The sequence below is a fragment of the Rhizobium sp. L43 genome, assembly GCF_002531725.1.
GTDB lineage: Bacteria > Pseudomonadota > Alphaproteobacteria > Rhizobiales > Rhizobiaceae > Rhizobium.
Genome location: NZ_NWSQ01000011.1, coordinates 1 through 21629 on the forward strand (window position 1 = coordinate 1; position 21629 = coordinate 21629).

Annotated in this window: 28 protein-coding genes and 1 pseudogene; 10 read left to right on the top strand and 19 right to left on the bottom strand. The window is 61.1% G+C overall.

The genetic code is table 11. The annotated features are described in order from the left end of the window. Positions 1–169: 169 nt before the first annotated feature. Positions 170–1207: a LacI family DNA-binding transcriptional regulator gene (locus tag CO667_RS15580; RefSeq protein WP_097619226.1), complete on the bottom strand. Its 1038-nt coding sequence runs from the start codon at positions 1205–1207 to the stop codon at positions 170–172. Positions 1208–1677: 470 nt separating this feature from the next. Here CO667_RS15580 and CO667_RS15585 point away from each other — a divergent pair, with 470 nt between their 5' ends. Next, positions 1678–3183 (top strand): DegQ family serine endoprotease, encoded by a 1506-nt coding sequence (locus CO667_RS15585; protein WP_097619431.1) that lies wholly within the window; start codon positions 1678–1680, stop codon positions 3181–3183. 186 nt (positions 3184–3369) lie between these two features. Here the strand turns inward: CO667_RS15585 and CO667_RS15590 are convergent, their stop codons facing one another. Then, positions 3370–3747, bottom strand: coding sequence for a hypothetical protein (locus CO667_RS15590; RefSeq protein ID WP_097619227.1), 378 nt, complete (start codon positions 3745–3747; stop codon positions 3370–3372). Between the two features lie 65 nt (positions 3748–3812). Next, positions 3813–4199 carry a hypothetical protein gene (locus CO667_RS15595; RefSeq protein ID WP_097619228.1) on the bottom strand — a complete coding sequence of 129 codons (387 nt, stop codon included), beginning with the start codon at positions 4197–4199 and terminating at the stop codon, positions 3813–3815. Positions 4200–4368: 169 nt separating this feature from the next. On the opposite strand from CO667_RS15595, the gene CO667_RS15600 reads away from it, so the two are divergent. From CO667_RS15600 to CO667_RS15630, 8 genes are all read left to right on the top strand, one after another. Further along, on the top strand, positions 4369–4671 hold the full coding sequence (locus CO667_RS15600; protein WP_097619229.1) for a hypothetical protein: 303 nt from the start codon (positions 4369–4371) through the stop codon (positions 4669–4671). A 37-nt stretch (positions 4672–4708) separates the two neighbouring features. Beyond that, a complete protein-coding gene (locus CO667_RS15605) occupies positions 4709–4972 on the top strand; it encodes a DUF1488 domain-containing protein (RefSeq protein WP_097619230.1) in 264 nt (87 codons plus the stop codon). A 41-nt stretch (positions 4973–5013) separates the two neighbouring features. Further along, positions 5014–5376 carry a hypothetical protein gene (locus CO667_RS15610; protein WP_097619231.1) on the top strand — a complete coding sequence of 121 codons (363 nt, stop codon included), beginning with the start codon at positions 5014–5016 and terminating at the stop codon, positions 5374–5376. Positions 5377–5445: 69 nt separating this feature from the next. Continuing rightward, positions 5446–5592, top strand: coding sequence for a hypothetical protein (locus CO667_RS35410; protein ID WP_179874153.1), 147 nt, complete (start codon positions 5446–5448; stop codon positions 5590–5592). 85 nt (positions 5593–5677) lie between these two features. Continuing rightward, positions 5678–6118, top strand: a complete 441-nt coding sequence (locus tag CO667_RS15615; RefSeq protein ID WP_097619232.1) for a pyridoxamine 5'-phosphate oxidase family protein — start codon at positions 5678–5680, stop codon at positions 6116–6118. A gap of 207 nt (positions 6119–6325) precedes the next feature. Beyond that, positions 6326–6562, top strand: coding sequence for a hypothetical protein (locus CO667_RS15620; protein WP_097619233.1), 237 nt, complete (start codon positions 6326–6328; stop codon positions 6560–6562). 131 nt (positions 6563–6693) lie between these two features. Next, the gene (locus CO667_RS15625) at positions 6694–6855 is read left to right on the top strand and encodes a DUF3606 domain-containing protein (protein WP_097619234.1); all 162 of its coding nucleotides are present in this window, start codon (positions 6694–6696) and stop codon (positions 6853–6855) included. A gap of 270 nt (positions 6856–7125) precedes the next feature. Further along, positions 7126–7323, top strand: coding sequence for a hypothetical protein (locus CO667_RS15630; RefSeq protein ID WP_097619235.1), 198 nt, complete (start codon positions 7126–7128; stop codon positions 7321–7323). Positions 7324–7932: 609 nt separating this feature from the next. On the opposite strand, the gene CO667_RS15635 is transcribed toward CO667_RS15630, so the two are convergent. The 16 genes and pseudogenes from CO667_RS15635 to CO667_RS15710 form a co-directional block, all read right to left on the bottom strand. Continuing rightward, the gene (locus CO667_RS15635) at positions 7933–8118 is read right to left on the bottom strand and encodes a hypothetical protein (RefSeq protein WP_097619236.1); all 186 of its coding nucleotides are present in this window, start codon (positions 8116–8118) and stop codon (positions 7933–7935) included. 123 nt (positions 8119–8241) lie between these two features. Next, positions 8242–8589 carry a DUF1515 family protein gene (locus CO667_RS15640; RefSeq protein WP_097619237.1) on the bottom strand — a complete coding sequence of 116 codons (348 nt, stop codon included), beginning with the start codon at positions 8587–8589 and terminating at the stop codon, positions 8242–8244. Between the two features lie 10 nt (positions 8590–8599). Next, positions 8600–10453 carry a hypothetical protein gene (locus CO667_RS15645; RefSeq protein ID WP_097619238.1) on the bottom strand — a complete coding sequence of 618 codons (1854 nt, stop codon included), beginning with the start codon at positions 10451–10453 and terminating at the stop codon, positions 8600–8602. Further along, positions 10450–10662 carry a hypothetical protein gene (locus CO667_RS15650; protein ID WP_097619239.1) on the bottom strand — a complete coding sequence of 71 codons (213 nt, stop codon included), beginning with the start codon at positions 10660–10662 and terminating at the stop codon, positions 10450–10452. Before CO667_RS15650 ends, CO667_RS15645 begins: the two co-directional genes overlap by 4 nt. A 19-nt stretch (positions 10663–10681) precedes the next feature. Then, positions 10682–11044, bottom strand: a complete 363-nt coding sequence (locus tag CO667_RS15655; RefSeq protein ID WP_097619240.1) for a hypothetical protein — start codon at positions 11042–11044, stop codon at positions 10682–10684. Continuing rightward, positions 11044–11508 (bottom strand): lysozyme, encoded by a 465-nt coding sequence (locus tag CO667_RS15660; RefSeq protein WP_097619241.1) that lies wholly within the window; start codon positions 11506–11508, stop codon positions 11044–11046. Before CO667_RS15660 ends, CO667_RS15655 begins: the two co-directional genes overlap by 1 nt. Then, on the bottom strand, positions 11483–11737 hold the full coding sequence (locus tag CO667_RS15665; RefSeq protein ID WP_097619242.1) for a hypothetical protein: 255 nt from the start codon (positions 11735–11737) through the stop codon (positions 11483–11485). Before CO667_RS15665 ends, CO667_RS15660 begins: the two co-directional genes overlap by 26 nt. Before the next feature lie 301 nt (positions 11738–12038). Beyond that, complete coding sequence (locus CO667_RS15670) at positions 12039–12599, bottom strand: acyltransferase (RefSeq protein ID WP_097619243.1); 561 nt, start codon at positions 12597–12599, stop codon at positions 12039–12041. 50 nt (positions 12600–12649) lie between these two features. After that, positions 12650–13123, bottom strand: a pseudogene (locus tag CO667_RS15675) (hypothetical protein); the annotation flags it as partial. 32 nt (positions 13124–13155) lie between these two features. Next, the gene (locus CO667_RS15680) at positions 13156–14130 is read right to left on the bottom strand and encodes a phage major capsid protein (RefSeq protein ID WP_097619244.1); all 975 of its coding nucleotides are present in this window, start codon (positions 14128–14130) and stop codon (positions 13156–13158) included. 32 nt (positions 14131–14162) lie between these two features. Beyond that, positions 14163–15176, bottom strand: coding sequence for a hypothetical protein (locus tag CO667_RS15685; RefSeq protein ID WP_097619245.1), 1014 nt, complete (start codon positions 15174–15176; stop codon positions 14163–14165). Between the two features lie 41 nt (positions 15177–15217). Next, positions 15218–15529 carry a hypothetical protein gene (locus CO667_RS15690; protein WP_097619246.1) on the bottom strand — a complete coding sequence of 104 codons (312 nt, stop codon included), beginning with the start codon at positions 15527–15529 and terminating at the stop codon, positions 15218–15220. Between the two features lie 16 nt (positions 15530–15545). Beyond that, positions 15546–17669, bottom strand: a complete 2124-nt coding sequence (locus CO667_RS15695) for a hypothetical protein (protein ID WP_097619247.1) — start codon at positions 17667–17669, stop codon at positions 15546–15548. Continuing rightward, entirely contained in the window at positions 17669–19240 is a 1572-nt protein-coding gene (locus CO667_RS15700) for a terminase (protein ID WP_097619248.1), read from the bottom strand. The genes CO667_RS15695 and CO667_RS15700 overlap by 1 nt, the downstream gene beginning before the upstream one ends. Then, positions 19206–19676 carry a terminase small subunit protein gene (locus CO667_RS15705; protein ID WP_097619249.1) on the bottom strand — a complete coding sequence of 157 codons (471 nt, stop codon included), beginning with the start codon at positions 19674–19676 and terminating at the stop codon, positions 19206–19208. The genes CO667_RS15700 and CO667_RS15705 overlap by 35 nt, the downstream gene beginning before the upstream one ends. 12 nt (positions 19677–19688) lie before the next feature. Further along, a complete protein-coding gene (locus CO667_RS15710) occupies positions 19689–19925 on the bottom strand; it encodes a hypothetical protein (RefSeq protein ID WP_097619250.1) in 237 nt (78 codons plus the stop codon). Between the two features lie 854 nt (positions 19926–20779). On the opposite strand from CO667_RS15710, the gene CO667_RS15715 reads away from it, so the two are divergent. Beyond that, positions 20780–21625 carry a dienelactone hydrolase family protein gene (locus tag CO667_RS15715; protein WP_097619251.1) on the top strand — a complete coding sequence of 282 codons (846 nt, stop codon included), beginning with the start codon at positions 20780–20782 and terminating at the stop codon, positions 21623–21625. Positions 21626–21629 lie beyond the last annotated feature (4 nt).

The window sequence follows — 21629 nt, forward strand, 5'->3', positions numbered from 1 at the left end:
AGGCAAATCAACGACCCAACAGAATCACAATCCAATCGCCGCCGCCAGCAAACATTCACAGGCTCTCAGGATGAGGGCTGATCGTGGTGCCGTGTGGCTGGTGGCTGTAGGGCTGATTGATCCCGTGATAAGATGTGGGCAGCCCCTCAGCTCGGCAGATCATACCGCCTTACCGCGTCGAACCGCGCGCGATGATGGAGAAGCCGAGGTCGGCCTTGTCTTCGTCGGGGGGCTCGTCGCGGACGGCGCGCAGCAGCATGTCGGCGACGCGGTAGCCGATATCGTAGCGCGGGATGTGCACCGTCGTCAGCGACGGTTCGATGAAGGCCGAAAATTCCAGATCGTTGAAGCCGCAGATGCCGAGATCCTCCGGCACGCGGATGCCGCGCTCCTTGCATTCGATGAGGACGCCGAGCGCCAGTTCGTCGCTCTGGGCAAAGACGGCATCGACATCGGGCACGCGCTGCAACAGGCGGGAAAACAGCTCCCTGCCGAGGCCGGTGCGGCTTGCCGCCTCGCCGCCAATGATGAGATCGGGGTCGAAATGCCCGGCTTCCCGCATCACCGCCTCATAGCCTTCGATGCGGCGGCGCGAGCGGACATCGGCGCCGCGGCCCATGAAAGCGATCCGCTTATAGCCCCTCGACAACAGGAAACGGGTGGGTTCGACGCCTGCCGTATAATGATCGAGGCCGACGACCAGCGTTTGCGGCTCCTGGCTGAGATCGGTGATATGGGCGATCGGACAGGCGGCGCTGTCGATCAGCGGCAGAAGATTACGATAGGATTCGGCGCCGACGATGATGACGCCGGCCGGTTTCTGCGTCAGGAAGGATTTCAGCAGGCCGGCCTCGCCCTCGGCATGACGCAGCGTATTGGAATATTGCACGGTGAATTCGGTGTCGCGGAAGCGTTCCTCGATCCCGATCATCAGGCCGGTGAAGCCGTACTGGTGCAAGGCGGGGGTGATGACGCCGACGACGCCGTTGTGGCGGCCGGCCAGCGCCCGGGCGGCAAGATTGGGGATATAGCCCATCTCGCCGACCGTGCGCAGGATCACCTCGCGAAGATCCTCCGAGACGATCTGAGGATTGCGAAGCGCGCGCGAGATGGTGATGGGGCTGACGCCCACCTTTTTCGCAACATCGCTCAGTTTCACCTGCGTGCCGCGCCTGGCCTTCCGCCCCGGCCCCACTGAATTGGTCATTGCCCCTCAAATGCTGCCTGCGAGACTCACCTGCCCTCGATTCGAGGCCCCTTACTTTCTGAAGAAGAAATAATTTAGAGTCTACTAACGTTTTAAATTAGCACCAAAATCTGGGAATTAACCGGCGGGAAGAGCCGCTGGATCGTCTGACGTGACATACGGGCGTGCCGGGCGGCCGGATCACCGCCTTCGGGAAGAGGTGCATTTACTTTCGAACGGAAACGAAGATTAAATTCCAGTAATGTCTTACAAATCGGCAATATAAACATGATCAATATTTAATTTGTAAATCCGCGGGCCGCAATCATATGAATCCCGAGCGCGAATTCTTCTTTTCGCCCGGCCGCACCCAACGACTGCGCTGCGACGAGAGAATTGCCGCCAAACGCCATCCGACGCCAGGTCCAGGGGGAAACCCGACGCCATCCCAAGCCAACGCTCCCGCAAGCGCCCATCCAAGGACCATCATCATGTCACACATCCTCCGCAAACATCGCGCCGCAGCCCTGGTCGGAGCCGCCATCATCGCCGGCGCGGCATGCCTGCCGTTCGCCATCAACGCCTCCAACGCCATTGCAGCACCTTCGGATACCGGCGGCGTCCTCGCAGCCAGCGGCTCCTTCGCGTCGATCGTCGACGCCGACAAGCCTGCCGTCGTCACCATCACCACGACGATGAAGGCGACCGATGTCAGCGCCGGAGAGCAGGATTCACCGATGGACGAGCAGTTCCGCCAGTTCTTCGAGGATCAGGGCATCCCGCTGCCGCGCCAGGTCCCGAAAAACAGGCCTTCGCAGCAGGCCATGGCGCTCGGCTCCGGCTTCATCATCAGCCCGGACGGCGTGATCGTCACCAACAACCATGTCATCGACAATGCCGTCGACATCAAGGTAACGCTCGACGACGGCACCGAACTGCCGGCCAAGCTGATCGGCACCGACCCGAAATCCGATGTCGCCGTCGTCAAGATTGAGGCGCCGAAACCGCTGCAGACCATTGCCTGGGGCGATTCCGACCGGCTGAAGCTCGGCGACCAGATCCTGGCGATCGGCAATCCTTTCGGCATCGGCACCACGGTGACGGCGGGCATCGTCTCGGCGCGCGGCCGCGACCTGCACAGCGGCCCCTATGACGACTTCATCCAGATCGACGCGCCGATCAACCACGGCAATTCCGGCGGGCCGCTCGTCGACCGCAGCGGCAATGTGGTCGGCATCAACACCGCGATCTATTCGCCGAACGGCGGCAGCGTCGGCGTCGGTTTCGCCATTCCTTCCGACGAGGCCAAAGCGATCGTCGCCAAGCTTGAGAAGGACGGCTCGATCGATCACGGTTATCTCGGCGTGCAGATCCAGCCGGTCACCCGGGAAGTCGCCGATGCCGTCGGCCTCGATAAGACTGGCGGGGCGCTGGTTGCCGCCGTCACCGCCGATACGCCGGCGGCGCATGCCGGCGTGAAGCCGGGCGATATCATCACAGCGGTCGGCGGCGAGACCGTCAAGACGCCGAAGGATCTGTCGCGGCTGGTGGCCGACCTGTCGCCGGGCGCCAAAAAATCCCTCGGTGTCTGGCGCGACGGCAAGACGATCGATCTCAACGTCACCGTCGGCGGCAATGAGGACGGCCAGAAACAGGCCGCCGCCGAAAGCCCCGACACTCAAGGCCAGAGCAGCGGCCAGCCGAGCCTCGGCATCGGCCTTGCCGATCTGACACCCGACCTGCGCCAGCAACTCAACCTGCCGCGCGCCGTCAGCGGCGCGGTGGTCGCCAGCGTCAATCCGGACAAGTCGGCGGCTGCCGCCGGCATCCAGCCGGGCGACGTGATCGTCTCGGTCAACGACCGGCCGGTCCACAACACCCGCGACGCCAAGGCGGCGATTGCCGACGCCGGCAAATCAGGCCGCAAATCGGTGCTGCTGCTCGTCGAACGCGACGGCAATAAGACCTTCGTCGCCGTGCCATTCACCGCGGCCTGAGGCGGCCGCGTCCGGCAGCAAGACCTTCGTCGCCGTGCCTTTTGCAGCGGCCTGAGAGCGATCGCGTTGGGAAGGAGAAGCCCGCAAAAGCGGGCTTTTCGACCGGCCGGAGTGCAGCGCCTTCGAACCGCGCTCCGCTCCGTCAGCGAAGAAGTTCATACAGGAGCGTCCGCTCCTGCTTCCATTTCATTCGGGGGATGTCAGCTTCGTCTTCTTTGCGCGGGTGCGGGATCTGCCCCTTTGGCGGTTTGCCTCTTGCTGTTTTATCGCATCGGATTGGCTGCGTTGGGCAGCCTCCAATTGCTGCCGCGTCGGGAGATCATGCTCGTAGATCGGATCGCTGAATGCCGTCGCATTGTCGAACGGACCCTTGTGTGTCCGCGCCACACCATAGGCTTGGCTATCAGCGTTATCGATCCCCTGCTCCGCTGACGGGGAGCGGGCACGACGAGCCTGGGTTATCAGATCGTCTGCGGTCGGGCTTGACGTTGCGCTCTTCTGGGCGGAGGCGACGATTTCGCCTTTCCTGGCGCCGTCCATTTGATCGGCGCGATTCCGGGACATGTCTTCATCCTTGTTCGTTGTGTCATCACCGCTGCTGCGTGACCGCCTTCGGCCGCGTTCGCCGGTTATCGCTCGGGCAGCCTGGTTTTTGGAAAGCGGTAACCGAGCGGCCGTTGCCATGCGTTCGCACGCCTCGGCGCCGTATACCGGGCAATGCGATAGGCCTTCGCCGGAGCGCCGCCATCATCCTGCCATCTCGCAAAGGAAGCGTCGTCGACCGGAGGAAGCGGGCCCGAGCTTAACTGGGTTGCGAGATACATTTTCAGAGCCGATTTCAGCGCGGCCTCATCGACGATTCCCATTTGGAAACAATGAATGAGGAAACTCGTCGCGCTGATCTCGCTGATATCAACCGCGTAAGTTTCGCCGCCGCGGAATCCGGCTTTTCGGAGAATGCGCTCCAGCATTCTCAAATTGGTCACATCGAAAAACGGATCAGGTGTGGAAGACATTCAGTCCTCCTTCGTTGGGGCTAGGGTTCACGCCCCAAGCAGCGGTGCCCGTATCGTGCCCGCCGATAGATCAGCTTGCGCCCTTTGCCACCTGACCGCAACCTCATTCGGCGGCAGCCATTGATAACGCCGTCGCGGAACCCATTTTAGAGAGAGGAGGATACGCATCATGCGGTTTAACGGTGAAGCGACCCTCAGAAAGCCGTCGGCTCTTTCGGTTTCGGAAAGGCGTGCTCTCATAGATCACCTGAGAGCGGCGATCGCACGCCTGACCCACGGGCTGGCCGCCGGCGGATTGGTGGAATTCGCGCCGCCTCTCCTGGAAAAAAACAGAGTCCTGCGCGATATGACGGACGAAATTTCCCGCGCCGACCCTCTTTATTCCGACGAGGTCATCACCGGCACGGTACGCTTGATCAAGACGTCACAAGCTTTGCTGGATAACCGGGTCATCGTCGAGACCATCCATTGAATCGGCCGGCCGCACTCACTTCCAAGGATCAACCGCAATGGCACTTATCTTTCCCAACAGAAGTCGGAGCTTCGACGAAGCGAGAAAAGCTGTCCGTTTCACCGGATATGATGGTATGTTCGAGGTGAGGTTTTTGGTCGAAGAAGCAGAACTCGGCGGTGCGATCACCCGGAATTCTTCCGAAGCCGAATACCTGAATGCCTTCGATGCTGCGCGCTCTTCCATTCAGGAAGCCGCGTCGAGAGCTTATCAGCATCGACGCGGAAACAACTTCACGCTCAAGGCCGAAGACTTCCGCTGATCGCTGGAACGCGCGGCGAACTGGGACAGGGGGCAAAGCCTATGGTTTCCACACGATACCACCCGAAAGACCTGAAGCTGGCACGCTGCCATATCGTGAAAGCGGCGCACCGCATTGCCCAGCAGGAAATGGTAATCAGAAAACTGTCGCTCAAAGGCAGACCTTCAGCATTGGCCTACGAGCTGTTGGACAGGCTCTACGACGATCAACGGCGAAAACTCGATCGCCTGAAACTGATCGAAGCGATGGTTGAGGTAAAGGCCCCATCTTGTCCGGGCGCGCCCAGCCATCGTGGCACGCCGGCGCCGCCCTGTGCAATCGTGCGCAGTTGTGTGATCGTTCTGCCGCACCGGCAATCCCCGACGCCTTGTAGTGCAGTTGATGGGCGCCCATATTTGCTATAGCGGCAGTTTGTGAACGGGCGCTGCTTCCTGGGTAGTGAGAGACCCCAGCCCCAACAGAAGGAGGACATCATGTCTTCCATGGTAAGCATCCATTCTTGGAAAAGCCTGGCCCAGTCTATCGGCAGGTTCCGGTACATCGACTTCCTGGTGAAATCGACACCCGCAGTCAGTGTGGCCTTTATCGTCTACATCATCTTCAAGGATGTCTTTTGGTAGGCGCTGCAAGATTGTTGCGGCGAGCCATGACGCTTTGCTGCCGATCAAACGAAGGGCTGTAACGCCGACGGGATTGGATAACGCGATGCAACTGCGAGATATGGCTGAACGAGACTGCCTCGCCTTTCTGGCAGGCCACAGCCGTGGCCACCTGGCGTGCCTCGGCGACAAATATCCCTATATCGTTCCGATCCAGTATGCGTATGAGAAAGATCGGCTTTTCATGTTTTCCATGCCGGGCCTGAAGATCGATCTGCTGCGGGCCAATTCGCCGGCCTGTGTTCAGGTTGAAGAATTCGGCGAGAACCGCACCTGGAAGAGCGTTCTTGTCCAGGGGATCTACGATGAGTTGACCGATACGCCGTCCCGGCATGACGAACGTATCCATGCCTGGTCGCTCCTGCAGAAGCAACCGTTTTGGTGGGAACCCGGATCGCTTGCCTTGAACTCGGAAAGCGAAGACGCTGGCCCGTCCATATTCTTCGGCATCTCAATTAACATGGTGTCGGGAAGGCAAGTGGTTTAAGGTGCAGCCTTGAGATTGGCCACGCCTTACCCTTGATTCGCAGGGCGGCGTTGCCGCCCCATATATGGAACTCCAGACAGACACGGCTGAGCGCTGTCCGATACCAGCCTTCCCATAGGGGCGCGGATTGCTTGATGCATTTTACCAACGCGGCTGCTGAACCAGCACTGCGCGTTTAATCGCACGCGACCACCCATAGGGAAAACGATGAACCAGGCACCTCAGAACGACGCGCTTTTCAACATCACCGGACACTTCGTGCAGGAACTGAAGGCCGTTCTTCACAGCGAGAGCATCGTCGAAGGCTCCGACTATGAAAACAGCGCCTTCGATGAACAGCGCAGGGCGGAAGGGTTTCACCTGCTGCGATTCCACGAGACCGGCACCGCAGCTCAGGCAACAGAGATCTGGGAAAAACATACGATAGCCCGATCTCATCGGTAATACGGAACGAGGCCGATCCGGCTGACGTTGACCTGACGCCGACTCTCTCAACCTCACGCGCCCCGAGACGATGCTCGCGCGTCCTGACACGACGCGACATTCGAGCCAGCATTTCCATGAAAGGAAAAATCATGACCAATGACAAAAAAGCCACTGCCACCGACGGTCCCTACGACGTCATCTATTTCGCCAAGAAACACCGCATTTCCAACGAGGATGCCAGGGGCATCATCGAAAAATACGGCGCCAATCGCAAAGAGGCAGACAAGGCCGGCCGGCGCATCAGCGCCTGATCAGGACGCGGAAGCGCGTCGCATGAACCCAGTTCGATGCGACGCGCTTTATCTGCCTGCGATGCCACGATGCAACATCGGCGGGCGAATTAACCCTACTGGCTTACCTTAATATCAGCATGCGCTTGAATACAGCAGGCCCTATGCCATCCTGTCTCCAGGGTAACATTCTGGTTCCTGAAGCAGCTCGCCGGAACCCCTGGCCCGCCCTCCAAGCGGAGAGACCGGCTTCCAGGCATCGGCCCGAGCAAGATCAAATGGAGGTATGTCATGAACAACGTGTTGGAATTTCGGGCAAAACGCCCGCATGTCGACAGCCTGTCCGACTGCCGGGAAGCGCTTGAATCGGCCGTCATGAAAATCGTCAGTGACGCGGTCTGCAAGGGATATCAGCCTGCGGAAGCCGCCATGGTGGTTGCCGATATCGCCGACGACTACATTCTCATGCTGTCGCGGCAGCGGCATTAGAACCGATGCCGAAAGAAGTGGGCGCTTTCGGACGAAATCATGGTCTCACTCTTTCATAGAGCAGGATGATTTTAGGCCGGGCCGGCCTAAAATCATCCTGTTCTCTTTCCCGGCTCGCATCGCGTCACGAGCCGCGGCGGGCGCGCAGTCTGGCGCAATCGCATCTGAAATCACCCAGATGGTCAGTGGACCGCACAGCAACTGCAGGGGTAGCAGCAATGGCACAGGAGACGAAGCCTGCTGCACGGTCCGTCGGCCACAACGCCGGTATTTGTCGGAAGTTCCCGCGGGTGCGGGGCTGAAAATGAGCCGGCGCTCGGGCATATCTGCCGGGGCAACAAGCGGGAATTGTTCCCGTTACATTCCAATCGTTAGACTGGTATGCCCCCGCCGCCTGAAAAAACACAGAGCTCCATCATGGTGCCGACAAAACCCCGCCGGAGCGGGGTTTTCTGCTGGTAGGAGCGGCGTAAGCCGGAGATCGGTCATCCCGCAAGTCCGGCAACGGGATTTCTGTCCCTCACCTTCGCGGTCTCTACTCCGCCCGCTCAATCTTTAAATCATCGCCGTAACGCGGCGTGAATGATCATAGGTCAAGCGCCGCCGCCGCTAGCGCCAGCGCGGCTGGCGCGGCGGAGCATTGGCCCGGATCTCATGAAGCGGCGCGTGGGAGCCGAGAAGTTTCTTCAGCTTCTTCTCCTCAGCCGGACCAATCCCGAACTTGCGGCAATGTTCTGCAACATCATGCTCCCGCGGACCGGGAATGCGAACTTGGCGATCGTTCATGCTCTTCATGACTGTTTCCTCCTGAGAGGAGAACCAGCAGGGCGCGGATTTGTTCGTTAGAGAAGTCTAAAATTTAGGAGGTCCGATTTTGTCATCGATGGCATCCGGGATTGCCAATGCCGGTAAAGCTCTTCACCGGTGCAGGTACTTCATCACCTGATCGAATACGCCGGCGAGACTGACGCCCAACGCCGTGCCGCCGACCCCGACGATCCCGAGCGCGCCGAGCCCCATCAGTTTCCATCTGCGCACGTCGTCGGTCACCGGCCGCATTTCAGAGATATCCTCTTGCACGGCCGAGACGGTGCCTTCGACCTTGGCGACCCGGTCGACGAGCAAATCAAGCCGGCCATGCATCTGCGACCGGTTGTTGTCCGATTTTATCTCTGACTGCCGGAAGGCGTCACGGAGATTGCGGACCTCGGCAAGGAGTTCCCCCATTTGCTGGTGCAGGCGCGGGTCGAATTCGGATGTGTTCATGTTGATGCCTCTAAATTGCGAATTTCGTCTTTTCAGATTGTGAAATGCCGTTCGCGACACGGTCGATCATGATCGGCTGAGGATGCACCATCGACGCCGGCGTGTTCTCGCCGATCGCCGCCGCCGGACGAACCACAGACCCAACGGGCATCACCACCGCGCTGGTGCTTTGGTAGGTGATGACGTTGGCGGCGATGCTGGCGATGACTTGGGTGCTCAACCGCGCTATGCCATCAGGGCCGGAATAGATGCTGATCGTCTGCTCCGGTCGGAAAATGCTGGCGTCTGCCACATCGATCGAACTGTAGGTGGCCACGCCATCCGTGCCGGCCTGCACTGTCAACGTGGTGCTCGGCAACTCCATCATACCAGGCCAGCATCCGCCCCTGGACGGCGACACCCAAGCCGCATATGTGTCTATCGTCGCGTCGCAGCAGGAAGACGTTTTCGCCAGAATGTCATCCCGGAGACGCCACTTGCCGGAAGCGTCTGTGCCATCGGACGGCCAAGTCTGGTTAGCGGAAAACGCCTGGAAATCGACGTTGAGCCCCAGCTCTCCCAAGCGAATGGTTCCGGTTGCCGGCGACGTGCCGCCGGCGAAGGTGTAGGTAAACGTGGTGGTCCCAGTCACGGTGATGACGACGTTTCCGTTGTAGGCGGCCGGCGTCGCCCCGGTGATGCTCACGGTCTGACCGCTGACGAGGCCGCTGGTCGACGCGATGGTGCCGGTCGCCACCGTATCGACCGACGTCAAGGTGATCGTTTTCTGAATGTCCGTGCGCCCGAGGGGAGGCAGGGCAACAATCCGAATGCCGGAATATTCAGCCCGGACGCGCGTAACAAACGACCGGTAATTTGTGTTGAACCAGGTGTTGTAAGACGTGGAAACGTCGTTTTGCCCCATTTGATTGGCCGCAACAGTCATCGGCCATTTGCCGCCGTTGAAAGCGATGATTTCGCGGATGATGTCCCGGCGGCGGGTGGCAATGGTCGAGCCGGAGCCGGTATATTCCAAGCTGGACTTGGCCCCGGGATAGCCGACCATCAAATGCGGAATGCGACCTATGCCGCCGGCCTTGTCGAGGTAGCGGCGAAGCCAGCCGAGATTGCCGCGAGCGTCGGCGGCGGCGCTGAATTCCTGGCGAGCCTCACCCAGGCTGTCGCAGAATACCAGGGCAACCGGCCTGCCGTCCCAATCGCCCTTCGCGACCATGAAATCTGGACCATAATATTGCGGCTGCGTTTGCGTCGCGTAGCCGGTGTCGAGCGCGGCGGTGCTGTCGGCAAGCGGGTCGGACATGAACGCCAGGAGAGATGCATTGTCGCTCGCACCCCACACACGTTCGCCGCGGTGCTTCTGGATGCGGTAAACAGGCCACACCTTTTCACCAACGGCAGTATGGTAAAACAGCCAAAGCTCGATTTCGCTTTCTGCGGGAACGTCTGGAATCGTAATGGCGTCGGTCCAAGCTCCGTTCGTCTGGTCCGCCACAGTCACCGTGTTCGACGCCGAAAACTGCAGTTGGTGGAAAGTCCCGGCGACCCGCATATAGAAGCCGTCGACAATCACGGAATTTCCTGGCGCTCCGATGGTGCCGGTGACGACGGTTTCCTGCGGCGAGTTGCCGCCCTCGGTTCCGGCAAAGCCAGGAAGGTGAAAACGAAAGGTCCGCGTCTTGTATTGGGGCGTCGTCACAACGATCTTCGCGCAGATATAGTTCGCCCCTGATATGGCGGTGGCAATCGACCCCGAAGCCATACGGTTGCGGGTCGCGAAGAAGAGGTAACGGTCGGCATCGACGATGCTGCTACCCCTGCCGCTCGGCATCGGATGAACAAGGGCAAGCGAGATGGCATTGATCATCGGCGTGGTCCAAATCTGCTGGCGAGGTCGTCATAAAATTGCACGCTGCGCCCCTGGCGGGCATTGGCGCGGTCGAGCGCCTGGCGCTCGCGGGCGAGGATGGCGATGACGGGCTCGCCTTCCGCGACGGGCGCATGCGCTTCCTGCCGGCGGAGATCGTCTGGCAAGGGCGGCAGAGTGATGCCGGCCGCCGCCTGCCCCTTCATCACCGAAGCCCTGTTCAGCCGCTCAGTGGCGGAGCAGCCACTGACGATCAGCAGCAGTGACAGCGCAAGCGCGGTTCTTTTCCGAAAGCTGACGTTCATAGGATTGGATCTCGATTTCGAGTGTGTCTCTGGCCGCCTGCTCGGCCGCTTCTGCGGCCAGCAGGCGCTTGCGGTGCTCTTCGGTGGCAAGCGACGCCGCGTTGCGCTGGCGCTCCATCTCGGCCGCCCGCGCATCGGCCGCAGCCTTCTCGGCCAGCAGCACATAGCCGGCCCGTGCCTCCCGGGCCGCCGAGGGATAGCCGATCGCAACGGCATAGAGATGATAGAGCACCACGCCGGCGGCGATGCCGGCGCCCATCTTGAGGGTGTCGAGCAGGGAGAACATCAGATGCCCTCCAGGCAGAACTGGCGCTCTTTCTGCCGGCGCCTGGTCAGGCCAGGAAAGACGATGCCGGCGGCGCGATTCCACTTCAAAAGCGCCTCGCAGCCCTCGGCCGTCCTGCCCTGGTTGATCAGCCTGACCGCGCTCGAGCCGCAGGCCGTCTTGACGCCGACATTATAGGCGAAGGAGGTCAGCGCCACCAAGCGCGCATCCGGCAGCGGCACGCGCACACAGCTTTCGACGCCGCTCGCATAGGTCTTGAGCTCCAGCGCCAACAGCGCCTTGCATTCTTCCACCGTCTTGCGGTCGCCGGGTTTGACGCCATTGGTGCTGCCATAACAGATCGTCCACGGCTGCCCCTTCGTGGCCGGATCGGGATAGGCATTCTGGCGCAATCCCTCAAACGAGCCGACCAGCGCCACAGCCATCGCCGCGGCGGCACTACCCTTCTGCAGGCGGTTTGCCATTCAGATCTCCTGAGATTGTCTGCTGGACGAAAATGCGGGCGGCGATCGCCGCAACGGCGAAAAGCCCTGTCGCCGCCGACATGGCGAGCTGGATGTAGAGGTTGCCGGACACCCAGGTCGCGGCGACGAAATTGATGACGGGCTCGAGGACGATGCAGAGCAGCGCCAGCACCATCAGGCGGATGGACCAGGCGTGCTTCAGCACTGCGCGCCAGTTATGGACGAGCATGGGTGGGCTCCGGGTTGTGATGAGTGTCGTGGGCGCGCGGCTCTGGGTGGAGACGGGTGCGAGTTGACGTTTCAATGGTGCGGGGGGTGTCCCGTCTAACGAAAAGGACACTAAAGCGAGTCATCGAACGCGGAACCGGTTTGAGGATTCCATTTTTACGCGTTCTCTGATTCCATCGCCTCCGTTGGTGATTTCGTCGGAGGTAATATGAACCGCGCTTTTAGCGGTGATCTTCGCAGCCGCGTTCTGGCTGTGTCACAAGATGGAATGTCAGCGCGATCGGACGAGCCGTGTCTGACCGCTATTCACGATATTTGACAACCCTTGCCGGCGAACCGACAGCGATTGCATATTCCGGGATATCGCTTATCACAACGGCGTTCGCTCCGATCACGGCGCCATTGCCGATTTTAACGTTCATCAGGATCTTCGCTCCGGCGCCTATCCAGACATCGTTACCGATCTCAACTGTGCCGATCTCAGCCTTCTGAAGCCTGATCGGCGTATCGCGCCTCATGCCGTGGCCGTGATCGATGATCTGTACATCAGAGCCGATCAGGACATCATTGCCGATTGATATCCGGTTCTTCGCCGTGATGATGTTGCGCCGGCCGATTACGGTGTTGTTGCCGATGAAGACTTTGGGCTCTGGCATTGTAAGTTGAAAGAACGACTGATCTTGGATGGTGACGTTATCGCCGACTTCAAGGACGGCATGACCGACCAGGCGGAACTCAGCGCTGCGCTTCACCACGAGACTTTCGCCGGCCGCGGTGAAGTAGCGGAAGCGCTTATAAGCAGTGACGAGCCGCTGGATTACGCCGCCTCGATTGCGATATGATGCCTTGTCGACCTGTGCCATTTTTACTCCTGGCGTGATGGCAGCATGTCAAACACAGGTGTGGAGCTTATTCAAGAGCTCCTTCCGCAAGGGAAATGGAAGCCATCGTTCCAGATCCAGATGCTGCCGGTAGAGCCGCCCAATGTCATGCGAATTTGCCGACTTGTATTTGTCCATATCTCCTGCGATCCCACCGCGAAACCGCTTGCTACCTGGATAGTGCCGACGTTGGCGCCATCGTTGCCGGCGCCGGCAACAAGCGCACCTTGTGCAGGGTCGGATAGCAGAGCTGCGTTAGTCGTTGCCGACGATGAGAACTCGAAACGCAGTTTGGCTTTCATTTTCAGCCCATTTGGCACTGTCAGCGCCAGAAGCGTCGAGGTCGTAGAGATAGCGGCACCGACAGCATCTTTTACCGGCGTCAGGAAGGTATATTCGTCACGCGGATACAGGACAAACGGCCGAATGTTCGAGCTTCCATCGGTCAGCACGACGCCGATGCATTTGACGATGGTATAGCCGGTGAGGAGCGTCGTGCTGACGCCGGACCGACATTTGCTTTTCCTTTCGTTGACGATCAGGCGAACAACACGCCCTGCAGGAAGGCGTTGTTCATGGTGAGGTTGCCGGCGAAGCCCATGAGCTGCACGAAGGCATCCTGGTTGGTGTTCATGCGCTCGTCGCCGATCGGCGCCATGTCGCGGTCGCGGTGCGGGCGGTAGAACAGGTACTTGGTGTTCAGGAAGAACATCTGATTAACAGGCGCGCCGCCGCCGAAGCCGCCGTCGAAGATCACGTCGGCGCCCATATATTGCAGCGACTGGAAGCCGGCCATGCCCTTGTCCGCCGAGGTGATGCGCTGGATCGCCTGCAGCGATTCCCAGTAGAGGCGGAAGAAGTTGTTGTCGGCGACGACGAGATCGGGGGCGTCGGAGCCGCGAACGCAGGACATATAGAGCCGGTTCATGTAGCTCTGGATGTTGGCATTGGTGGCGGCCGCACCGCCATCGGCCGAGGCCGAGAATTTCTGGTTGCGCCAGAAACCCCAGGTGGCGCGTGAAATGCCGCCGACGGTGCCGGAGGTCGGCGAGGTCGAGATCAGCAGCTGCAGGCCGCCGATCTGCCGCCCGCCATCGGCGGTGCCGTCGGAATAGCAATCGAGGGCGATGTTGTTCTTCAGCGTCGTTTCGGCGTTTTCGATGCGCTGCTCGAGCAGATCGAGGATCGCATCCTCGCCGGAATTCTGCAGCTGTTCGAGACCCGACATGGAGACGGCGACCGCGGCCTGCTTGAGGTCGTATTCGGCAGCGGTGATGACGTCGGAGGGCTGGACGTTGAGGATATCGTAACCGGAATAGCGCTTGAAGGTGCTGTTTTCCTGGTATTGCAGTTCCTGAACGATGGTGCGGCCGCCGGAGATGGGTTTCTTGCGGCCGCGGCTGTTCAGACGGGTGAGAAGACCGTTGTTCTTCGTCACGTCGTCGGCGACCGTGCCGCTGCGGTTGCGCAGCGTCGTGGTGACGATTTCAGAAAGGTTGGGCGAGATGGGCATCGATCATTCCTTTGATCAGAATTGGCCTTTGATCAGACTTGGCCGCGCGAAAAACGCATGGCGTCGCGCAGCGAGTCCCGGATGGAGGTGGGCTGGCCTCTTGCCGCGTCGCGGGTTGGGCCCGGCGCGGAGGAACCAGAGATGGATCGCGAGGCGCGGCGGGCTTGATCTGCCGCTGCGGCCCTCTGGGCTTGCTGTGGATGGACGGGCGCCGCAGTCTGGCTGATCAACTGCCGGCGAATGTCCGGGCGCATCCAGCATGCGGCGTCGTAGGCGTCCTGAAGCGACGTTGCCCGCCCTGCATTGATAAGGGCGACCATGTCGTCAAGCACATCTTCGGCGTGCGCGTTTACCGGATCGGAAAGGAAGGCATCGACTTGAGTTTCGGTGTCCCTTTTCCGCAGAACATGTTCGACCGTCGCCTCGACATTGATGGTTCGCGGCTGCGGCTGTGCCTGCTGCTGACGCTGCAGGATCTCCCCCGTCTGACCATTGACGAGGGCGTGAAGATTGACCCCGGCCATCCTGGCGACGTGAACGACGGTGTTGACGGGATCGTGGATGAGCGCCTTCTCCCAGTCGATCGCCCGGCGCATGACGTCGGCATGGTTCATGCCGGCCTGGCGGATGAGCGGGGTGAACTCCTCGAGCCCCTTGTAATCCTGCAGGACGCGGAAGCCGTTATCGACCTCCTGTTCGCGCTTGGCGATCGCCGCCTGCACTTCGCCGGGGAGGCTCCCAAATTGCGCCTTGGCTTCCGCCGACCAGCCGGGCGGAACCCGGCTGCCGCCGGCGGCAGGCTGTTCAACGCCCTGCCCTCGGCTCTGTGCCTGCGATGTCTGCTGGGCGGCGGCTTGCTCCTGCCCCTTGGCGAGGAAGCGGCCATTTTCGCCGTCGCGCGGCTGGCCGGTGATATCGCCCGGTCCATTGCCCTCGACGGTATCGATCGCCGCCTTCAGGCTGTCGCGGATGCTGACCGGCGCCCCATCGGACGCGCCAAAATCTTCGCTGCCGTTGCCGGCCTCGTTCAGGTCTTCCATATCCATTGGGAAAGTTTCCTATTTCGGGGATTGATGCCCGTTCAGGTTCAGGCGTTATATTCGGCGTGAACGCGCCGCAATTCGTTGCGGATCGCCTTTCGATCCGTCTTCGGCGTCTCGACCGGCTGCGGCTTCTCATTGCCGATCTCGACCACGCCGGCCGCCCGGTAGGCGGAACGCAGCCTGGCTTTCGAGGTGTAATGCTGCCCGTCCTGCATCGACCGGATATCGATGCTGTCGCTGATGAAATGCGGCGCCGGCAAATCGGATTGCGCCGGGTTTTGCGCCGGCATGCAATTGTGCGGCCATTGGTCGAGCGCGTGCCAGCCGCCGCAGACGCGGCAATAGCGTTCTCTCATGCTGTTCTCCCCGCAGCTATTGATAGAGGGATTGCGCGCTGCGCATCTGGTCGATCGCCTGCGCCGCCATCTCGCCGCGCGCCTTTTCCACCGTGGCGCGATGCTCGATCTCGGCCTCGGCGACAGCAAGCTCGGCCTTGCGCTGTTCGGCGCCGGCCTTCACTTGCGCGGTCTGCAGCTTGATCATCTCTCCGGGCGCAGGCTGCGGCTCCGGCTTCGGGGCGCTGGCGGATTGGGAGAGCTGGGCGCCCACCTGCTCCAGCGTGCTTTCCAGCTGGCGGCCGGCCCTGAAGCCGCGGGCGGCAAAGAGCAGCGTCTCGACCATCACGGGCACCAGCATCGGCGACTGCTGCGCCATCGCGCCGGCCTGCTGCATGAAGCCGCCGACCATCTGCACGAATTCCATGCGGCGCTGCTTTTCGGCATCCTCGTCGGGCTCGATCGTCGAGTCCGTTTCGATCTCGATCTGGAAGCCGCGAATGCTGTCGTTGCGCAGCAACTGCACCACCTCGTCGATCGTCGGCGCCTGCATCATCTGTTGCAGCTGGGGCGGCATTTCGGGCGGCGGCGGTGAGGGCTGGCCCATCTGCTGCGCCCGCATGGCCGCCTGCTGTGCGGCCATCTGCATCTGCTGCATCTGCATCTGCACCTGCTGCTTCTCGGCCATGGTGGGAAGCTTGATGCCGCTCACCAGCATCAGCGTTTCCGGCTGGAACTGGTCGCAGATGATTTCGCCGGCAAGGCGGATGATATCGCGGGCAAAGCGCGCCAGCTCGGCCTGGCGGTCGCGGATGCGGATCGAGCCCCACTGGCTCTTGATCCGCTGTGCCGTCGCCGTCTCCGAGGCCTGGGTGTCGCCGCGCACGATGTCGGAGATGCCAGTGATCTGGTAGACATCCTCGATCAGCTGCTTGCGCGCCGCCATGCAGGCAACGATCACCTTCTGCACCTCGTCGATCGGCAGCGTCACGATCGCCTTCGAGCCACCCTTGTCGGTGAAGGCAGCCCATTCCGGGATCGGCACCATCACCATGTCGTTTTCAGGCCGCATCGCCTTTTCGATCGCCGGCGAGATCGCGCCGTCGCCGGAGGGATAGAAGATCTTCAGCCGCAGCTGATCGGTCAGCTTGTTGATGCGCTTGGTCAGCAGATCGATCTCGTCGCACTGCTGCTGATAATAGACATAGTCGGGAACCGGGATCAGCGAGCTCGTCGACATCGTGCCATAGGCTGGGCGCGGGCACGGCCAGAAATGCGTCAGATCAAGCGGCGGTTCCGAGACTTCGAGCGCCACGGCCGCGCCGTCGGCGATCCAGACGGTATAGTTCTCGCTCTTGCACCAGATCTCCCAGATATGGGTCTTGCCCTCATTCTCGGCGCGCTCCGCCTGGCTTTCGCCCTTTTTGCCGGCAGCACCTTCTGCCGCCCGCGATGTCATCGCGTCCCGCCCGAAGCGCTTCTCCATCTCCTCGTCGGTCATCGGCACGCGCCGCGCCACCCAGGTGACATCCTTCCAGCGCCGCGCCGGCGAATGCAGGAAATCCGACCAGTGGACATAATCGATGCACACACGCTCGTCGGCGATCACCTCGGGCAGAGCGCCGCCATTCTCACCCATGCCGTCTGCGGGCAAGCCGCCGAGCAGACCCTCGGGCAAGCCGCCATTCGCCGGCGGGGCGGAAGGCTCGACGCCCATGTCGAGCGGCTCGAAATCGGCCTCGTAGCGCAGCCACACCGTGCCGCGGGCACACAGCAGGAAATCGTCGCGCACCGCCCGCATGATGGAATCGATATCGGCTTCGTCGCCGGTATAGGCGAGATTGCGTTCGACGAGCTCCGAGGCGATGCGCGCCACCGGCTGCGCATCCTTGAAGCGGCGCTCGACCACCGGCTGCGGCACCCGGGCATAAACGGCCGGCTGCAGCACCGACGTATTGGCCCAAAGCATCGGAAACCGGCGCTTGGCCGCACTCGTCTGGTCCGACTGCTGGTCGAGATAGATTTTCTCGATCTTGACGCAGCGGTCATGCCAGGATTTGAAATAGCGCTGGGCGCGCTCGAGCTCCTGCTGCCAGCGGGCGCCGACCTTGGCCGGATCAAAACGCTGCCCGCCCTCCGAAGCCGTTGTTTCGTCTTCCATCAAACACGCTCGCTCTGTCTCGGGGTGGAATCGGCAAATTCGTTGAAGGTCATCGTCTGGAATGTCGGCAGCGCCTTGGGCTCGGGTTTCAAGGGTTCAGGCGCCAGTCCGGTGAAGATGATCGCCAGCCCCCCGAAAGCGTCGGCGCCGTGCGAGGCCCAGTTGTGCAGCGGCTCGTCGCGGAAGACGCCGAGATCCCCGTCCCAGTCCTTGCGGTAGTTCCTGAGGCACTTAATGCCGTCGATGCAGCCGGCCTGATCGAATTCGACCTTTGCCAGAATCCGCCGCGTGCCGTTGATGCGGTCGTGGACATAGGCGCGCTCGACCTTGCGGACCGTGCCGAGACCGCGCGCCTTGACCTCTTTCAGCATGATTTCGATGCGGGTCATGCCACCGCGCGTCCATTCCCTGACCTTGATGTCATGCGGCATGTTGTGCACGCCGTAGACATAACCATGGTCGGCGCCACGCCGCGCCAGCTCGTCGAGCATGCCGTCCATGCCGGTGCCGGTATGCTCGAAATAGCCGATCATCCTGACGCGGCCGGGCAGCACCTGAAACAGCCAGACGCTGTTGGTATCGTCCATGCCGATGTCGGAAATGGTGTGGACGGGATAGCCTTCCACATGCGGGAAAACCCCGATGCGCTCCTCGGCGTCGGCCACCGCCATCTGATCGGCATAATAGGCGCCCTCGACGCTCGCCTCGAAGGCTTCGGCCGGCGTCGAGGGATACTCGCGCTTCATGTCGCCGAGCTGGGTTTCGGCCTTCTTGACGTACCAGGCCTTCTGCCCGTCGGTCAGCCTGATGCCCTGGTCGGCCAGATTGCGAAAATACTTTGCGAAAGCATCGGTGATGATGACGCCTTGGGGCGCGATCGCATATTGCGGCTCTTTCCACCAGGGGAAGAAATGGAACTTGAAGTCCAGTTCGGTCAGCTTCGCCGATTGGCGCTGCTTGACCTGGCCATCCTCGCAGAGCGAATAGAAATGCCCTTCCTGGCCCTCCGCCGTGCTTTCGACGAAGACCAGCTGGCCGGCCTGCACGGTATTCAAGGCACCGGTGCGGACTTCCCGCGCCTTCTCGGGATATTTGGCGCAAAGCTTTCCATATTCGGAAATATGCAGATATTGCAGCGTGCCCGAGCGCAGCGAGGTGCCGACGCGGATGCTGGAATTGTTGGCAAGCAGCAGTTCGGTCTGGTTGGCCCTGACGACAGGCACGGCGTTGCGGATAGCATCCGGCAGATTGTCATAGGGATATTTGATCTTGTCCCGGAAGATCGTCTGCACGTCGCCCAGCGTATGGGCGATCGTGCCGGCCCTGATATCCCGATTGAAGACGCAGGCATCGAGCATGAAGATCTGGATGAAGGTGGTGAGGCCGAGCTGGCGGGCCTTCAGCAGCACATTCAGATAATGCATCTGCTCGAAGAAGGTCATCTGCGTCCAGTTCATTTCGAACCTGACGCGTTTGCCCGATTTATCGGTGATCCAGTAGAGATTGTTCAGCCGCCAGCGCCAGTCGGAAAACTGGTCAACCGCCGTTTGGAAGTCCGCGCGTCCGACCATTGATATCTTCCAGCAGTTGCGAGACTTCGCCGGTGACGCCCTGTTCGGGCTCGACCTTGGCGCCGTATTTCTTCGGTTTCAGCTTCTCGGCCACCCATTGCCGGGTGGCGATGCGCAGCTGCGACCGCCTTATCGCCTCGCCATTTTCCTGCCAGCCGGTGGTTTCGCCGGCGGCGTTCTTCTTCTCGATCCAGTCATTGCTGCGGTCGTCGGCGATCTCGACCAGCTCGTCGACGAAGCCGTCGGCGAGGATCTCGCGCGCCAGCGCATAACGTGCCCGAAACGCCGCCTTGCCGTCATCGGCGAGCCAGGAGAGTACCGTCGATTTCGCCGGCATATCCTCATCCCGGCAGATCGATCGCAGGCTTTCCCTGTCGGCGATGCGCTCGCAGATTTTCTCCGCCAGCGCCTGGGTGAACTTGGTCGGCCTGCCCATCGGGTGGAAAGCTCAGAACAGCGCGACGATGTTGGATGCCGTGGTCCCGGTCAGCGCCACGATCGCCGCGTGAACCGGCAGGATGGTGCCGGCCGGCACGTTTCTGAAAACGACCGGATCCATATCGCGGCGCGGCGCAATGGCCACATCGCCCGTCGTGCCGATATAAAGCGCACGCGCGCCGACAATAGCACTATCGTTCGGCGTCACCACCGCGGCCCGCGAGGCCGGAGCAATCGAAGGGTCCATTGCAGTTCTCCTTGTGGGGGGTGGATGTCCTGCCGACACGGCCGCATGACGCTGACAGTCGGCGTCTTGTGGAACGGCCCTCCAATCTCCGTCATCCCAGTCCTTGCCTGGGATCCATGCCGCCGCTGATGGAGGTGGATCCTCGGGTCAAGCCCGAGGAGGACGGAGCAAGAGGTGAGCGCTGTGGCAATCCACGGCAGCCGCGCAACGACGCTACCCGGTTCACAAACCTGGACGAATGGCGCATCGACCGGGCGGCGCCGACGTGGTCGACATCACCCCTGGATTCAAATTTCGCAGCTTGGATTTGCGGTAGTGATAAATGATCTGCCAGGGGGTGATCAAGAACTGATTTTGGCTCTCGCGCCAGTTTAAAATCGAGCCTGCACGACACAATGGTGTCGGATTGCTCTACCCCGCGTCGACGACGGATTTGCCGAAGTACCACCCCAACTTCCGTCATCCCAGGCCTTGAGCCTGGGATCCATGCCTACTGCCCATGGAGGCCCGACGTGGATCCTCGGGTCAAGCCCGAGGAGGACGGAGCAAGGGGTGCGCTCAGCGGCAAATCCGCGGTGGTGGCTCAGTGACGCTGGCCGGCTCGCAAGCCCCAGCGAATGGCGCATACGACCGGAGAGCGGCGCCGACGTGGTCGACATCCCCCTGGATTCAAATCTCGCAGCCTGGATTTACGGCAGTCATAACTGACCTGCCGGGGGGTGATCAAGGGCTTCTAACCGCAGCGCGCGGATAATCTACCCGCCCCAATCGGCGGCAGAACGCCCCGTCCGCTTTGCCAGCCCTTCAGGTCCGGCGTACAATCAGCAAGCTTCGGTCAAACGATGGAGGCGTCAGTGAAAACCGCGAGACTTTTTCTTTGCCTTGCCGCTTTTCTCAGCGTCGCGCTCGCTGGAAACCCGGCTGATGCCGACGAGCTGGTTCACTTCGAAAGCGCGCCGGTCAAGCTCAGCCCCTTTCGAATCAGCAAGGCGAGAGAACAGGGAGAAATCCTTTCCCAACCTGAAGGCACGCCATTGCTCGGATATTTATCCCGCCCGGAGGGTGATGGCCCCTTCCCGGCCGTCGTCGTCCTGCATGGATGCGAGGGCATGCGTTTGAGCATCAAAGAGCTTTGGCCGAAACGGCTGGTCTTGTGGGGCTACGCCGTGCTGGTCGTCGATAGCTTCACCACCCGCAACATCCAGGACACGTGTCAAAGCACGCTCCCCGACCGCGTCTTCGACGCCTATGGCGCTTTGAATTTTTTGTCGAAACAAAACTTTGTCGATATCAGGCGTGTCGCCTTGATGGGCTTTTCGGCGGGCGGCACCGCGACGCTGGAGGGAACGAAAATCGAAGGCAACGAACAGCTGATGGACCGTAAATTCAGGGCGGCGGTCGCCTATTATCCGGTCTGCGCGGCCAGTCAGGGCGATGCGACGGTGCCGATCCTGATTTTGAGTGGCGATCGAGACAATTGGAGCCCGGCTGAACGTTGCCGCAAGAGGCTTGCCCGCCTGAGCGACGACAGCCCGCCGATCGAGCTCAACATCTACAAGGGCACTTACCACGATTTCGATGCCCCGGAATTCAAGGTGGGGCGGAGGGTGTTGGGTCATATCGAAAAATACAATCCGGACGCCGCAGAAAAGTCGATCCGCAGCGTGCGCCTCTTCCTGCGAAAATACCTCTCGAACTGAAGCC